This window comes from Plantibacter sp. Leaf314 (assembly GCF_001423185.1).
GTDB lineage: Bacteria > Actinomycetota > Actinomycetes > Actinomycetales > Microbacteriaceae > Plantibacter.
In genome coordinates this window covers 52,057-67,690 of sequence record NZ_LMOB01000002.1, presented here as the reverse complement: position 1 = coordinate 67,690, position 15,634 = coordinate 52,057, and the positions used below count along the sequence as shown (strand labels likewise).

General features: G+C 70.4%; 15 protein-coding genes. 12 read left to right on the top strand and 3 right to left on the bottom strand.

The features are described 5' to 3' along the window. The first annotated feature begins 19 nt into the window (after positions 1-19). The 8 genes from ASF68_RS13595 to ASF68_RS13560 all read left to right on the top strand — a co-directional run bounded on the left by ASF68_RS13595 (position 20) and on the right by ASF68_RS13560 (position 9,524). The gene (locus ASF68_RS13595) at positions 20-1,627 is read left to right on the top strand and encodes a carboxyl transferase domain-containing protein (protein WP_056012180.1); all 1,608 of its coding nucleotides are present in this window, start codon (positions 20-22) and stop codon (positions 1,625-1,627) included. A gap of 7 nt (positions 1,628-1,634) precedes the next feature. Next, positions 1,635-3,713 (top strand): biotin carboxylase N-terminal domain-containing protein, encoded by a 2,079-nt coding sequence (locus tag ASF68_RS13590; RefSeq protein ID WP_056012177.1) that lies wholly within the window; start codon positions 1,635-1,637, stop codon positions 3,711-3,713. Beyond that, positions 3,710-4,876 (top strand): acyl-CoA dehydrogenase family protein, encoded by a 1,167-nt coding sequence (locus ASF68_RS13585; protein WP_056012174.1) that lies wholly within the window; start codon positions 3,710-3,712, stop codon positions 4,874-4,876. The genes ASF68_RS13590 and ASF68_RS13585 overlap by 4 nt, the downstream gene beginning before the upstream one ends. Positions 4,877-4,883: 7 nt before the next feature. Then, positions 4,884-5,399: a MaoC family dehydratase gene (locus tag ASF68_RS13580; RefSeq protein WP_056013371.1), complete on the top strand. Its 516-nt coding sequence runs from the start codon at positions 4,884-4,886 to the stop codon at positions 5,397-5,399. Continuing rightward, entirely contained in the window at positions 5,396-6,238 is an 843-nt protein-coding gene (locus ASF68_RS13575) for a CoA ester lyase (RefSeq protein ID WP_056012171.1), read from the top strand. Before ASF68_RS13580 ends, ASF68_RS13575 begins: the two co-directional genes overlap by 4 nt. A 171-nt stretch (positions 6,239-6,409) precedes the next feature. Then, positions 6,410-7,483, top strand: a complete 1,074-nt coding sequence (locus tag ASF68_RS13570; protein WP_082456165.1) for an aldo/keto reductase — start codon at positions 6,410-6,412, stop codon at positions 7,481-7,483. 70 nt (positions 7,484-7,553) lie between these two features. After that, positions 7,554-8,921, top strand: coding sequence for a pitrilysin family protein (locus tag ASF68_RS13565; RefSeq protein ID WP_056012169.1), 1,368 nt, complete (start codon positions 7,554-7,556; stop codon positions 8,919-8,921). Then, positions 8,922-9,524 carry a histidine phosphatase family protein gene (locus ASF68_RS13560; protein ID WP_056012166.1) on the top strand — a complete coding sequence of 201 codons (603 nt, stop codon included), beginning with the start codon at positions 8,922-8,924 and terminating at the stop codon, positions 9,522-9,524. Between the two features lie 83 nt (positions 9,525-9,607). Here the strand turns inward: ASF68_RS13560 and ASF68_RS13555 are convergent, their stop codons facing one another. Continuing rightward, complete coding sequence (locus ASF68_RS13555; protein ID WP_056012163.1) at positions 9,608-10,075, bottom strand: GNAT family N-acetyltransferase; 468 nt, start codon at positions 10,073-10,075, stop codon at positions 9,608-9,610. Between the two features lie 47 nt (positions 10,076-10,122). On the opposite strand from ASF68_RS13555, the gene dapB reads away from it, so the two are divergent. Then, the gene (gene dapB, locus ASF68_RS13550) at positions 10,123-10,941 is read left to right on the top strand and encodes a 4-hydroxy-tetrahydrodipicolinate reductase (protein ID WP_056012159.1); all 819 of its coding nucleotides are present in this window, start codon (positions 10,123-10,125) and stop codon (positions 10,939-10,941) included. 11 nt (positions 10,942-10,952) lie between these two features. Further along, positions 10,953-11,375: a hypothetical protein gene (locus tag ASF68_RS13545; RefSeq protein WP_369796507.1), complete on the top strand. Its 423-nt coding sequence runs from the start codon at positions 10,953-10,955 to the stop codon at positions 11,373-11,375. Positions 11,376-11,381: 6 nt separating this feature from the next. Here ASF68_RS13545 and ASF68_RS13540 read toward each other — a convergent pair whose 3' ends face one another. Both ASF68_RS13540 and ASF68_RS13535 read right to left on the bottom strand, forming a co-directional pair. Beyond that, on the bottom strand, positions 11,382-12,272 hold the full coding sequence (locus tag ASF68_RS13540) for a TIGR01777 family oxidoreductase (RefSeq protein ID WP_056012153.1): 891 nt from the start codon (positions 12,270-12,272) through the stop codon (positions 11,382-11,384). 38 nt (positions 12,273-12,310) lie between these two features. After that, positions 12,311-12,736 (bottom strand): OsmC family peroxiredoxin, encoded by a 426-nt coding sequence (locus ASF68_RS13535; RefSeq protein WP_056012150.1) that lies wholly within the window; start codon positions 12,734-12,736, stop codon positions 12,311-12,313. 183 nt (positions 12,737-12,919) lie between these two features. Between ASF68_RS13535 and dapA the strand changes: the two genes are divergently transcribed. Continuing rightward, positions 12,920-13,897: a 4-hydroxy-tetrahydrodipicolinate synthase gene (gene dapA, locus ASF68_RS13530; RefSeq protein ID WP_056012147.1), complete on the top strand. Its 978-nt coding sequence runs from the start codon at positions 12,920-12,922 to the stop codon at positions 13,895-13,897. 20 nt (positions 13,898-13,917) lie between these two features. After that, positions 13,918-15,594 (top strand): ribonuclease J, encoded by a 1,677-nt coding sequence (locus ASF68_RS13525; protein WP_056012144.1) that lies wholly within the window; start codon positions 13,918-13,920, stop codon positions 15,592-15,594. Positions 15,595-15,634 lie beyond the last annotated feature (40 nt).

Sequence of the window (15,634 nt, the reverse complement as noted above, 5' to 3'; positions counted from 1 at the left end):
GACGACGACAGGAGCCGGAGTGTCCAAGCTCACGAGCAGCGCGGATCCCACCGCAGCACGATTCCGGGATCAGGAGGCCGCGCAACGCGCGCTGTCCCGGACGCTCACGGAGCGGCTCSCCGCGACCGCGATCGGCGGTCCCGCCTCGTCGCGGGCCCGCCACGTCGCCCGCGGGAAGCTGCTGCCCAGGGAGCGTGTGGACCGTCTGCTCGACGAGGGCAGCCCCTTCCTGGAGATCGCGCCGCTCGCGGCCGACGGGATGTACGACGGGGCCAGTCCCGGCGCAGGCGTCATCGCCGGGATCGGACTCGTCCACGGCCGGCACGTGCTCGTCGTCTCGAACGACGCGACCGCGAAGGGCGGCTCCTACTTCCCGATGACGGTCAAGAAGCACCTGCGGGCGCAGGAGATCGCCGCCGCCAACCGGCTTCCCTGCCTCTACCTCGTCGACTCCGGCGGCGCGAACCTGCCGAGGCAGGACGAGGTGTTCCCCGATCGCGACCACTTCGGACGCATCTTCTTCAACCAGGCGCGGATGTCGGCGGCCGGTATCCCGCAGCTCGCCGCCGTGCTCGGCTCCTGTACCGCCGGCGGTGCGTACGTGCCGGCGATGAGCGACGAGAACGTCATCGTCCGCGGACAGGGCACGATCTTCCTCGGAGGCCCGCCGCTCGTGAAGGCGGCGATCGGCGAAGTGGTGACCCCGGAGGAACTCGGCGGGGGAGCACTCCACGCGCGGGTCTCGGGGGTCACCGACCATCTCGCTGACGACGACGCCCACGCGCTCGACATCCTCCGGGAGGCGGTGGCGACCCTCCCGCCACCGCACGAGCGAGCCTGGGTGGTCCGTCCGAGCGTCCCGCCCGCCGTGCCCGAGTCGGAGTTGTACGGCGTCGTCCCGGTGGAACTGCAGACCGCCTACGACGTCCGCGAAGTGATCGCACGCCTGGTCGACGGCAGCGAGTTCTCCGAGTTCAAGCGTGAGTACGGCGACACCCTCGTCACCGGGTTCGCGCACCTGCACGGCCACCCCGTCGCCATCGTCGCCAACAACGGGGTGCTCTTCAGTGAGTCCGCGCTGAAGGGTGCGCACTTCATCGAACTGGCGGACCAACGGGGCATCCCGCTGCTGTTCCTGCAGAACCTCTCCGGGTTCATGGTGGGCAGCGACGCCGAGGCGGGCGGGATCGCGAAACACGGCGCGAAGATGGTGACCGCTGTCGCGACCACCCGGGTGCCGAAGCTCACGGTCGTGATCGGCGGTTCCTTCGGCGCCGGGAACTACTCCATGTGCGGTCGCGCCTACGACCCGCGCTTCCTCTGGATGTGGCCGGGGTCACGGATCTCGGTCATGGGCGGACCGCAGGCGGCGAGCGTCCTCGCGACCGTCAAGCGCGATCAGCTGGAGGCCAGGGGCGAGGAGTGGACGACCGAGGCCGAGGAGGCGTTCCGGGCGCCGATCCTCGCCGACTTCGAGGAGCAGGGGAACCCGTACTACTCGACGGCGAGGCTGTGGGACGACGGCATCATCGACCCCACGCAGACCCGCACCGTCCTCGGACTCGCGCTCGAGGTGTGTTCCCGGGCCCCGCTCCCCGACCCCGGCTTCGGCCTCTTCAGGATGTGACGGCACCATGACCGAGACGTCGAACCGCCCGGGCACCCTGCTCGAGCGCCCGTTCCGGACCGTGCTCGTCGCGAACCGTGGGGAGATCGCCTGCCGCGTCATCCGCAGCCTCCGAGCCATGGGTGTCGAGAGTGTCGCCGTCTACAGCGACGCGGACCGTGACGCCCCGCACGTCCGCCTCGCCGACCGCGCGGTCCGGATCGGACCGGCGGTCGCCTCCGAGAGCTACCTCGACGTCGCAGCCGTCGTCGGCGCCGCCCTGGCGACCGGAGCGGAGGCGGTGCACCCCGGCTACGGCTTCCTGTCCGAGCAACCGGCCCTCGCACGGGCGCTCGCCGCAGCCGGGATCGTCTTCATCGGCCCCGACGAACGGGCGCTCGAGCTCATGGGGGACAAGATCCGGGCCAAGGACCACGTCGCCGCCCGAGGGGTGCCGATCATCGAGGGTGTCGCCGATCCCTCACTCGACGACGACGCGCTCGCCGCGGCCGGCATCGCGATCGGGTTCCCGCTCATCGTCAAGCCGGCGGGCGGCGGCGGTGGCAAGGGCATGCAGGTGGTGGAGCGCGCCGAGGAGCTGTCCGCCGCGATCGCCTCGGCTCATCGGGTCGCCCAAGCCGCCTTCGGCGACCCGACGCTCCTCCTCGAACGGTTCGTCACGAGGCCCCGGCACATCGAGGTGCAGGTGCTCGCCGACGCCCACGGGACCGTCCTCCATCTCGGCGAACGCGAGTGCTCGCTCCAGCGTCGACACCAGAAGGTCGTCGAGGAGTCCCCGTCGCCCCGCATCGACGCCGGTCAGCGGGCACGGCTCGGGGAGGCCGCCTGCACCGTCGCACGGAGTGTGGGGTACCGGGGCGTCGGCACGGTCGAGTTCCTCGTCGCCGACGACCGGCCGGACGAGTTCGCCTTCCTCGAGATGAACACCCGGCTGCAGGTGGAGCATCCGGTCACCGAGCTCGTCACGGGTCTCGACCTCGTGGAGTGGCAGGTGCGTGTCGCCGCCGGACAACCACTCGAGCTCACCCAGGACGACATCGTGCTCACCGGTCACGCGGTGGAGGCCCGGCTGTACGCCGAGGACCCGGCCAATGGCTTCCTGCCGCAGACCGGGGTGCTCGAACGGGTGCGCCTGCCCTCTGGGCCCGGCGTCCGGGTGGACGGCGGCATCGCGGAGGGGCAGTTCGTCGGACCCTGGTACGACCCCATGCTGGCGAAGATCGTGTGTTGGGCACCGGACCGCGAATCGGCCCTGCGTCGACTCGACGCGGCTCTCGCGGCGACGATCGTGTTCGGCGTCCGGACGAACCTCGGCTTCCTGCGCCGCCTCGTCACCGATACGGAGGTGGTCGAGGGACGCCTGCACACCGGTCTCATCGCCGAACTCCTCGCCGAGTCGCCGGTGACCACACCGGACGACCGTGCCCTGGCGGCGGCGGCGCTCGCCGAACTGGACGACCGCGCCGTCGCCCTGGCCGATCGCGCCGGCACGCTCGGCACGCCGTGGTCCGACGCCGGAGGCTGGCGGCTCAGCGGTGCCGCGCCGTCGCGGGTCCATCTGCGGACCGATGACGGACGCCGGGTCCGGGTGGACGTCCTCGGCCCGAGCGACGACGCCCGGGTCACGGTCGCCGAGGCCGAACCCGTCCATGCGGCCGTCCTCGCACGGACGGACCGCGCCTGGCGCTTCGAGCACGGCGGGACCAGTGTCCCGTTCGAGACCATGCGTATCGGTGACGAGCGCTGGACCGCTCTCGACGGCGTCATCGGCGTCGTCGCGGTCGTCCCACGCGACGCGGTGCCGTCAGCGGGGGCCGCATCGGCACCCGGCGCCGTCGAGCCGGACGTCCGGACCCCGATGCCCGGCACTGTCACGGCCGTCCACGTCGCGAGCGGCGACGACGTCGCGGTCGGACAACCGCTCGTCACCGTCGAGGCGATGAAGATGGAGCACCTCCTCACCGCGCCCGCGGCCGGCGTCGTCACCGTCCATGTCACCACGGGCGGCACGGTCGCCACCCGCCAATCGGTCGCGACGATCGCCGCGGACCCCGTCGCAGCACCCACGAACGGAGCACCAGTATGAACACCGAGCTCAGCCCGGAGCACCAGCGGATCGTCGACACGGTGAAGGCCTTCGCCGACGAGGTCGTCGCGCCCGCCGCCTACCAGTACGACACCGAGCGACGGCTGCCGTACGACATCATCGCGCAGATGGGGGAGCTCGGACTCTTCGGGCTCCCGTTCCCGAAGGAGCTTGGCGGCGGCGGCATGGACTACTTCGCCCTCTGTCTCGCCGTCGAACAGCTCGGACGTGTCGACCAGAGCATCGGCGTCACCCTCGAGGCCGGCGTCGGACTCGGCGCCATGCCCATCTACCTGTACGGCACCGACGCACAGCGTGAGGAGTGGATCCCGCAGCTCGCGAGCGGGAAGGTGCTCGCCGCCTTCGGGCTGACGGAGGCCAGAGCCGGCAGTGACGCGGGCGCGACCGAGACCACCGCGCAGCTGGTCGACGGGGAGTGGGTCATCAACGGGACGAAGCAGTTCATCACGAACTCGGGCAGCGAGATCACGCGGCTGGTCACGGTCACAGCGGTCACGGGGGAGCGGACCCGCGCCGACGGGCGGGTGACCAAGGAACTCTCCTCCATCCTCGTCCCGGTACCGACGTCCGGCTTCACCGCGCTGCCCCCGTACGACAAGGTCGGCTGGCACACCTCGGACACGCACCCCCTGGTGTTCGACGACGTGCGGGTCCCCGAGGCCAACCTCCTGGGCGAGCGCGGTCGTGGCTACGCCAACTTCCTGTCGGCGCTCGACGGCGGACGGATCGCGGTCGCCGCCCTCGCGGTGGGGGCGGCCCAGGGCTGCCTCGAGGAGGCCGTCCGCTACGCGAAGGAACGGGTCGTCTTCGGGCGCCCGATCGGCGACAACCAGTGGATCGCCTTCCGGATCGCGAAGATGCAGGCGCGGGTCCACACCGCCAGGCAGGCCTACTACGACGCCGCTTCGCGCATGCACCGCGGAGCGCCGTACAAGATGGAGGCCTCCATCGCCAAGATGGTCGCCGGGGAGGCCGCCATGGACAACGCGCGGGACGCGACCCAGATCTTCGGCGGCTACGGGTTCCTCAACGAGAACCCGGTCGCGAGGCACTACCGCGACTCGAAGATCCTCGAGATCGGTGAGGGCACCACCGAGGTGCAGCTCATGATCATCGCCCGTGAACTCGGCTTCGCGTCCTGAGATGACCATGACGGACGAACGTGCACCGCAGGACGGACCCGAGGACGGTCCCGGCCCGGTCGTCGAGCAGCGCGGGCTGTTCTTCGAGGAGTTCGCGGTCGGCACGATCTACCGCCACCGACCGGGACGCACCATCACCGAAGCGGACAACGTGCTCTTCTCGACCCTCACCATGAACGGGCAGTCGCTGCACCTCGACGCCGCCTGGTCCGCCACGCAACCCTTCGGCGAGCGACTCGTGAACTCGATGCTCACCCTCTCGACCATCGTCGGACTCTCGGTGGCGCAGCTCACGGAGGGCACCATCGTGGCCAACCTCGGCTTCACGGAGGTCGCCTTCCCCCGGCCCATGCACCATGGGGACACGCTCTACGCCGAGACACTGGTCCGAGCCAAGCGGCCGTCGGCGTCACGACCGGGGGAAGGGCTCGTCACGCTCGTGCACACCGGACGGAACCAGGACGGTGTCGTCGTCGCCACCGCGACCCGGACGACACTCGTCCGCCGCCTGGACGCACGATGACCGCGGCATCCCTGTCGCTGGGACCGGCGATCCTCTTCGTCCCCGCCGACCGACCCGACCGGTTCGCCAAGGCCGCAGACCGCGCCGACACCGTCATCCTCGACCTCGAGGACGCCGTCGCGCCGGCCGACAAACCCGCTGCCCGTCGGGCGATCGTCGAGCACCCGCTCGATCCCGCACGGACGATCGTCCGCGTCGACCCGGTGGGCTCGGACGAGTTCGCCTCCGACGTCGCCGCGGTCTCGTCCACCCGCTACCGGACCGTCATGCTGGCGAAGACGGAGACCACCGCGCAGCTCGACGAGCTCGCCGACGCGATCCCCGGCGTCCGCATCCTCGCGCTCTGCGAGACCGCGGCCGGCGTGGTGCGCGCCCCGGCGCTCGCCGGACACCCGTCGGTGGTCGGACTCATGTGGGGGTCCGAGGACCTCGTCGCGTCGTTGGGCGGTACGAGCAGCCGCCGCGACGACGGCGGCTATCGCGACGTCGTGCGCCACGCGAGGTCGTCGGTGCTGCTCGCCGCCGGAGCGGCCGGGGTGGTGGCCGTCGATGCGGTCCACCTCGACCTCGACGACCTCGCCGGGCTCGCGGCGGAGGCCGCGGACGCCGCCGCCGTGGGGTTCGTCGGCTCGGCCTGCATCCACCCGGGACAGGTCGCGACGATCCGTGCCGCCTACCGTCCCGACGCCCGGACGGTGGCCGCGGCCAGGTCGCTCCTCGAGGCCGCGGCGGGGGAGCGCGGGGTGTTCCGCCACGAGGGGCGCATGATCGACGAGCCCCTCCTGCGGCACGCTCGTTCGGTCCTCGCGCGAGCCGGGACCCCGGTCGACGGGCGGTGATCCGGCACCGTCCGGAATCGTTACGAATCAGTTGCCACACGGGCGTGATGTCGTCCCGCGGAAGGCGCCCGTCTCCTCTAGCCTGGTGACAAGCACCGGCACCTCGCGCAACGCTCGGAACCCGGCGGTGCAGCGCGTCATCGGTCGGTCGGACCGAGAGAGGGGCAGGGGATGCCACACCTCTGGCGCTCGTCGAGCACCCGTGGCAGTTCGCTGTTGAGCGGGGAGGGCGTCGGCGACGACACGGCACCCCAGCCCGAGCAGCGGGTCCCCCACCCGTCGTTCCCGACGCCCGTCCAGGGTGCCGACGCCGACGGCGTGCCGAGGCGCAGGATCGGCGACTCCGAGCTGTCGGTCTTCCCGGTCGTCCTGGGCGGCAGCGTGTTCGGCTGGACGGTCGACCCGGACACGACGACGGACATCCTCGACCGTTTCCACGACGCTGGCGGCAACATGGTCGACACCGCCGACAGCTACGCGGGCGGCCGCAGTGAGATCCTCATCGGCAACTGGATGCGCAAGCGCGGCAACCGCGACGACATGGTCGTCGCGACGAAGATCGGGCGCCACCCGGATTACCCCGGTCTCGGTTCGGTGAGCATCATCCGGGCGGTCGAAGCGGCCCTCGAGCGCCTGCAGACCGACCACATCGACCTGCTGTCCTTCCACGACGACGACCCGAGCGTGCCCCTCGCCGACAGCCTCGGGACGGTCGACTGGCTCATCGAGAGCGGCAAGGTCCGGTACCTCGGCACCTCGAACACGACGCCGGAACGGCTCATGGAGGCACGGATCCTCTCGGCGAGCGGGTTCACCCAGTTCGTCGCCCTCGAGACGCACTACAGCCTCATGCACCGCGAACCGTACGAGAGCACCCTCGCGCTCGTCGCGACGGCGCAGCACCTCGGTGTCCTGCCGTACTTCGCGCTCGCGAACGGCTTCCTCACGGGGCGCTACCGGAGCCGGTCCGACCTCGATCCCAGCACCCGCGGCAGCCGCGCCGCGACGCACCTCCACCGTCGCGGACTCCGCGTTCTGCACGTCCTCGACGAGATCGCTGCGGAGAACCGGTGCTCCGTCGCTTCGGCCGCCCTCGCCTGGGCCATGTCACGTCCGGGCGTCGTCGCCCCGATCGCGAGCGCCTCACAGCCGGCCCACGTCGACTCGCTCATCGCGGCGGCGGACGTCCGGTTGAGCCGCGGGCAGATCCTCGAACTGGACCGTGTCTCCGGACGCCTGCGCTGACGCCTTCCCGAGGCGCTCCGGCTCGGACGCCGGCGCGCGACGCCCGGGAACCTGACGTATGGTTGGGACGATGAACGCCGCCGTCGACTTTCCGCTCACTCGTCCCGAGCTCGCGTTCACCGCATCCGGGGACGCCCTCGTCCGACGCACGGTCCTGCCCAACGGTCTGCGCATCCTGACCGAGCACATGCCGGGCAGTCGCAGCGCCACGATCGGCTACTGGGTGGCCGTCGGGTCCCGTGATGAACAGCCGGCGACCGCCGATCGACCGGCGACCTTCGGGTCGACGCACTTCCTCGAGCACCTGCTGTTCAAGGGCACGGCCAAGCGGTCGGCGCTCGACATCGCGATCGCGTTCGACGCGGTCGGCGGCGAGCACAACGCGCTGACGGCCAAGGAGCACACCTGCTACTACGCGAAGGTGCGCGACCGCGACCTGCCGATGGCGGTCGACGTCATCACCGACATGCTGACCTCCTCCCTGCTCGACCCCGAGGAGTTCGAGAACGAACGCGGCGTCATCCTCGAGGAACTCGCCATGATGGACGACGACCCGGGGGACGTCGCCAACGAGCGCTTCTTCGAGGGGGTCCTCGGCGAGCACCCACTCGGGCGTCCGATCGGCGGTCGGCCGCAGTCGATCATCGAGGTGGGCCGGGACGCCGTCCTCGCGCACTACCGCGCCAACTACCGGGCGAACGACGTCGTCGTGACGGCGGCCGGTGCGGTCGACCACGACGCCCTCGTCGCGCAGGTCTCGGCGGCCCTCGTGGAGGCCGGTTGGCCTGCGGACGCGGTCGCCGCGCCGGTGCCCCGACGGACGCTCGCGGCGGCGTCCGTCCTCGGCGGACCACCGCTGTCGGTGGTGCACCGACCCACGGAGCAGGTCCATCTGCAGATCGGCGGACAGGGACTCATCGCGGGCGACGAGCGACGGTTCGCCATGAGCATGCTCAACTCCGTCCTCGGCGGGGGTATGTCGAGCCGGCTGTTCCAGGAGATCCGGGAACGACGTGGCCTCGCCTACTCCGTGTACTCCTTCGCGGGCAGCTATTCGGACGCGGGGGTCTTCGGGCTCGCCGCCGCCTGCTCCACGGCGAAGGCCGCGACGGTCGCCGAGCTCATGCTCGCAGAACTCCACCGACTCGCCGAACACGGTGTGACCGACGATGAACTGTCGCGGGCCCTCGGCCAGCTGAGCGGCGCCTCGGCGCTCGCCCTGGAGGACTCCGACTCCCGCATGAGTCGCCTCGGCCGGGCGGAGCTGACGCTCGGCGAGTTCATCGACCTCGACGAGAGCATCCGTCGCCTCCAGCTCGTCGGGCAGGACGAGGTCCAGCAGCTCGCGCAGCATCTCGCTGCGCAGCCCATCACGGTGTCGGCGGTCGGAGCCGTCGACGAGGACACCTTCGCTCCGATCATCGCGGGGGTGCGTTGAATGTCCCATTACCTCTATCTCGTCAGACACGGCGAGCAACAGCATGCGGAGCACGGTCTGCCGGACGGTCCGCTGTCGGCACGTGGCCGGCGGCAGGCTCAGCTCCTCGCCGAACGGCTCGGCGGGGTGCCGATGACGGCCGCGTGGCATTCGCCGTTGCAGCGCGCGGCGGAGACCGCGCAGATCATCGCTGAGCGGATGCCGGCCGTCACACCAGAGCCCTCGTCCCTGCTCTTCGACTGTGTCCCGAGCGGACGCGCGCCGGAGACCCCGTCGGCCTTCGACCCGTTCTTCGGGTCCATCACGGAGGCCGAGGTGGAGGCGGGCGAAGCGCAGATGGCGGACGCCGCCGCCGAGTTCCTGTCACCGAAGCGCGGTGACCATCACGAGTTGCTGATCACGCACAACTTCGTCATCGGCTGGCTGGTCCGCGAGGCCCTGCAGGCCCCGGGCTGGCGCTGGGTGAGCATCAACCAGGCCAACGGCGGCCTCACGGTGCTGCACCAGCGGGCTGGTCGTCCCTGGAGCCTCATCACCCACAACGACCTCGCGCACCTGCCGATGGAACTCCGGACGGGTCTTCCCGAGCCGCACATCGTCTGACCGACCGACGCAGCGGGCGGTCCCGGTCTCCGGGCCGCACCCGGTCGCCGGGCCGCACCCGGTCGCCGAGCCTGTCGAGGCGCTCAGACGTCCTTCGCGTACCAGTTCGTCGCGTTCGGGTTGTCGTTGTAGGCCGGGACGTCGACGTACCCGCTCGAGCGGTAGAGGCCCCCGGCGGCGGCCAGGGTCGCGTTCGTGTCGAGCACCAGCCGGGTCGCGCCGAGCTCCACCGCGCGCTCCTCGAGTGCCGTCAGCATCGAGCGTCCGTAGCCCTTGCCCCTCGTCGACGGGCGCAACCAGAGGTGCTTGATCTCGAACCGGACGGCGCCGTCCTCGGCGTCGGCGATGCGGCGGACGCCTCCGCACCCGACGGCCTCGTCGTCTGCTCGTGCGACGAGGAAGACGCCGGCGGGCGGGGTGAACATCGCCGGATCCGGGGTGAAGACCCGGTACTTCCCGCCGGTGAACCCGAGCTCGCGGGAGGTGAAGTACTCACCGAGGAGGGTGGCGGCGGGCTCCGTGTCGACGGCGGCGGGGGAGAAGGTCAGCATGCCTCCAGCCTAGGACGACGCCTTCGGGCAGCACGTAAGCTGAGGGCATGACGACACGAGTGGCGCTGGCCGGCGCGAGCGGCAAGATGGGCCGACTGTTCACGAGCATCATCGCTTCACTCGACGACTTCGAGCTCGTCGCCTCGCTCGGATCCTCCAGCGAGCTGACCGAGATGGACGGCGCAGACCTCGTCGTCGACGTCACGGTCCCGGGCGTCAGTCAACGCATCGTCGACCACGCCCTCTCCCAGGGCATCAACGTCCTCGTCGGCACGAGCGGATGGTCCGCCGACCGCGTCCACCGCCTCGGGCGTCGACTCGCCGAGCTGCCGGACCAGGGGGTCGTGATCATCCCGAACTTCTCCCTGGGGTCCGTGCTGTCGACGAGCCTCGCGACCGTCGCCGCGCGGTTCTTCGACTCGATCGAGATCATCGAGTCCCATCGCGACACCAAGGTCGACTCGCCCTCCGGCACCGCGGTGCGGACCGCCGAGCTGATGATGGACGCCCGGGGCGACCGCGGACCGGTCGCCGCGCCGCACACCGACCAGCGCGCCCGAGGGCAGCAGGTCTCGAGCATCCCGATCCACAGCCTGCGGCTCCAGGGCGTCGTCGCGCGCCAGCAGGTCGTGTTCGGAGGCGTCGACGAGCTCGTCACGATCACGCACGACACCATCTCGCCGGCCTCGTACGAGCGCGGCATCAGACTCGCCCTCGCGGCGGCACGCGACGCCCGTGGCGTCACCGTCGGTCTCGACAGCCTCCTCGACCTCGGGATCGACCGTCCAGCGCCGGCGGGCGGGCGCGCGGCAGCCGGCGCTCCCGAGCAGGTGTCCGGCCAGGCCGCGGCGGCCAGCACCCTGTGAAGACCCGCGTGATGGTCGCGATCCTCGCGATCCTGCTCGTCCTCTACATCGTCCTCGTCGGGTTCCGTGCCGTCGTCCTCCTCGGCACGGGCGAGCCCGTCGGCATCGCGATGGGCGCGGCGCTCATCGTGCTCCCCGTCGTCGGCGTCTGGGCGCTCTGGCGTGAGATCGCCTTCGGGGTGGGCGCCGAGCGGCTCGGCGTCAGGCTCGAGACCGAAGGAGGGCTCCCACCCGAGCGGGTCGAGACCCGTGAGAGCGGGCGGCCGTTGCGGGACGCCGCTGACGAGCTGTTCCCGAAGTACCGCGACGCTGCCGAGGCTGCACCGGACGACTGGCGCAGCTGGTACCGGCTCGGCCTCGTCTACGACGGGGCGGGTGACCGTCGACGAGCCAGGGCCGCCATCCGGCAGGCGATCCGGCTCGCACGCGACTGACGGCGCTCAGCTCCGCGCGAGTGCCTCGGCCAGGGCGTCCTCGACGGTCGGCGTGCTGAACGTGAACCCGTCCTGCAGGAGTCTGCGGGGCTCGACGCGCTGATCGCTGAGCAGGAGACCGTCCGCGGCGTCACCGAGCAACGCCTTGAGGGCGAATGTCGGAGCACGCAGGAGGTAGGGCCGGTTCATCCGTCGTGCGAGTTCGAACATGAGGTCGTCCGCTCTGGCCGCCTGTGGCCCGCACAGGTTCACGGGTCCGCTGAGCGAGGAGGTCACGAGGTGGGTGATCGCCCTGACCTCGTCCGCCAAGCCGATCCACGGCCAGTACTGACGACCGCTGCCCAGCGGGCCGGCGAGCCCGAACCGGGTGAGGGGCGCGAGTGGCTTGAGGACCCCGTCGAGGTCGACGACGATGCCGTTGCGCAACAACACCGTGCGGACGGACTCCGGTGCAGCGAGGGCCGACTCCTCCCAGGCCACGACGACGTCGGCGAGGAACCCGGACCCGCGGGTGGACTCCTCCGTCAGCGTCTCGCCCGGGCGGTCGCCGTAGTAACCGACCGCCGAACCGCTGAGGAAGGCCGCGGGCGGCTGATCGGCCCGGTGCATCGCGTCGACGAGGGTGCGGGTGGCGCTGAGGCGCGACCACAGGATCGTCGACTGATAGGCGCGCGTCCACGGGAGCTTGCCGAGCGAGGCGCCGGACAGGTTCACCACCGCGTCGGCGCCGTTCAGCACCGAGGGGTCCAGGGAGCCCGCGAGCGGATCCCACTGGGCCTCGCCCGGCCCGCGGGCAGGACGCCGGACGAGTCGGACGACCTCATGGCCGTCCGACTCGAGTGAGCCGCCGAGTGCGGTTCCGATGAGCCCGGAGGCTCCGCCGATCACGATGCGCATGCGCGTCGCCTTCCTGGTCGTGCTGCGGGGAGGGGAGGTTACGCGAGGCTGGCCTCGAGGGTGATCGGGATGCCGGCGAGCGCCTGCGACACGGGGCATCCGTCCTTCGCCGCTGCGGCGATGCGCTCGAAGTCCGCCTCCGAGATGCCGGGGACGACCGCGCTGACGAGGAGGTGGCTGCCGGTGATCCCGGTGCCGGGGATGAAGGAGACGGCAGCGGTCGCCTGGATGCGCTCCGGCGGGAACCCGGCGTTGGTGAGCTCGTTCGCGAAGGCCATCGAGTAGCAGGAGGCGTGCGCCGCTCCCAGCAGCTCCTCCGGGGTGGTGGTCGTGTTGGAGCCCTCGGAGCGGGCCTTCCAGTCCACGGCGAACTCCGCGGCCTCCGAGGTGTCGAGACTCGTGTGCCCTGAACCTTCGAACAGCGTGCCGTTCCAGACCGTCGTCGCTTCGCTCGTTACCGCCATGGTGTGACCTCCATCGTCGTCGGGCCGTGCAGGAGTGCATCGGCGCGGGTACTCGTGGGTCAGCCTAACCGGATCGACCCGCGCTGACACCCGGTCGACGGGACGCTCCAGGTGTGCTCCCAGACCCGCGTCGGGACCCCTCCGGTGGTGACCCCGGAGGGGGAAACCCGGTAGCCTGAGACCGTGTCGCGTGCAGAGAACCCCTTCGGTCAAGTCCTCGTCGCCCTGGTGACGCCGTTCACCGCCGACGGCGAGGTGGACTGGAAGGCCGTCGAACGACACATCGACGACGTCGTGACGGCGGGTGCCGACGGCATCGTCGTCACCGGCACCACCGGCGAGACGTCCACGCTGACGGACCCGGAGAAGATCAAGCTCGTCGAGGTCGGCAAGGACGTCGCAGGCGGGCGCGCGAAGATCATCACGGGTGGCGGATCGAACGAGACGGCGCACGCGATCGAACTCGCGAAGAAGAGCGCGCAGGCGGGCGCCGACGGCAACATGATCGTCACCCCGTACTACAACAAGCCGACCCAGGCCGGTGTGCTCACGCACTTCCGCATGATCGCGGATTCCACCGATCTGCCGGTCATCCTCTACGACATCCCCGGGCGCACCGGGATCCCCATCACCTACGAGACGATCCTCCGTGCCGCGAAGCACCCGAACATCCTCGCCGTCAAAGACGCCAAGGGCGACCTCAGCGAGGTCAGCCGCGTGATGAACCAGACGGACCTCATGTACTTCGCCGGAGACGACGCCAACGCGTTGCCGACACTCGCCATCGGCGGCACCGGCCTCATCGGCGTCACGGCGAACATCGCCCCGACGCCCTACCGACACATGATCGACGCCGTGAACGCCGGCGACCTCACCGCGGCCACCGCGGCGCACCGGCAGCTCGAGCCCCTCGTGCGCGCGGTCATGACCCACGTACCCGGCACTGTCGCCGCCAAATACATCTTGCACGGCCTCGGCCGGATCCAGAGCCCGCGGGTGCGTCTTCCGCTGGTCGGTCCGGAAGAGTGGGAGGCCGCGCAGATCGAGGATGAGATCGACCTGGTGAAGGACATCCCAGGCGTCGACTTCCGCAACTTCCGGCCAGACCGCAACGCCGCCGCCGGTGGCGCGCTGCCCAAGGTCGCCGGTACGACTCGCTAGACAAACCAGAGGGGGGCTACATGCCCAATACCATCATCGATCCGCCAGTCCTCGAACCGGGGACGCTCCGCGTCATCCCCATCGGAGGACTCGGCGAGATCGGCAGGAACATGACCTGCTTCGAGATCGACGGCAAGATCCTGATCGTCGACTGCGGCGTGCTCTTCCCCGAGGAGCACCAGCCGGGCGTCGACCTGATCCTGCCCGACTTCACCTCCATCAAGGACCGGCTCGACGACATCGTCGGCGTCGTCCTCACGCACGGTCACGAGGACCACATCGGTGCCGTCCCGTACCTCCTGAAGCTCCGCAAGGACATCCCGCTGATCGGCTCCGGGCTGACGCTCGCGCTCATCGAGGCGAAGCTCAAGGAACACCGCATCGTGCCCTACACCCTTCCCGTGAAGGAGGGGCAGATCGAGGCACTCGGTCCGTTCGACCTCGAATTCGTCGCGGTCAACCACTCGATCCCCGACGCCCTCGCGGTCTTTATCGACACCGACGCCGGAACGGTGCTCGTCACGGGCGACTTCAAGATGGACCAGCTGCCGCTCGACGGCCGCCTGACCGACCTCCGTGCCTTCGCACGCCTCGGCGAGGAGGGTGTCGACCTCTTCCTCGTCGACTCCACGAACGCGGACGTCCCCGGGTTCACGCCGCTCGAGCGGTCGATCGGCCCGGTCCTCGACCAAGTCATCGCGAAGTCCGAGCGACGCGTCATCGTCGCGAGCTTCTCGAGCCACGTCCACCGTGTCCAGCAGGTCCTCGACGCGGCGCACGCCCACGGTCGCCGGGTCGCGTTCCTCGGTCGTTCGATGGTGCGCAACATGGGCATCGCCGCCGACCTCGGGTACCTCAACGTGCCGGAGGGGCTGCTCATCGACTACAAGAAGGCGAAGGACCTCCCCGAGGACAAGATCGTCTACATGTCGACCGGGTCGCAGGGTGAGCCCATGGCCGTCCTCAGCCGGATGGCGAACCTCGACCACGCGATCGAGCCGGGCCCGGGCGACACCGTCATCCTCGCCTCGAGCCTGATCCCGGGCAACGAGAACGCGGTCTACCGGGTCATCGACGGCCTGACGAAGCTCGGCGCCAACGTCGTCCACAAGGGCAACGCGAAGGTGCACGTCTCCGGGCACGCTGCCGCCGGCGAGCTGCTCTACTGCTACAACATCCTGCAGCCGAAGAACGTGCTCCCGGTCCACGGCGAGTACCGTCACCTCGTCGCCAATCAGAAGCTCGCCATCGACAGCGGCGTCCCCGCCCAGAACACCTTCATCGGTGAGGACGGGATCGTCATCGACCTGAAGGACGGCGTCGCGAAGGTCGTCGGCCAGCTCGACGTCGGCCTCGTCTACGTCGACGGCTCGACGGTCGGCGAGATCACGGACGCCGACCTCAAGGACCGCCGCATCCTCGCCGAGGAGGGCTTCATCTCGGTCATCGTCGTCGTCGACTCGAAGACGGGTCACATCATCTCCGGTCCCGAGGTCCACGCCAAGGGGTTCGCCGAGGACGACAAGGTCTTCGCCGACATCAAGCCGAAGGTGGCGAAGGCCCTCGCCGAAGCCGCCGAGAACGGGGTCCGCGACACGCACGCGTTGTCGCAGGTCATCCGTCGGACCGTCGGACGCTGGGTCAACACCTCGTTCCGGCGCCGTCCGATGATCGTGCCGCTGGTCATCGAGGCCTGATCGGTCCGTCGGGTCCAACCGACGCAACCCGCCAGGAGGC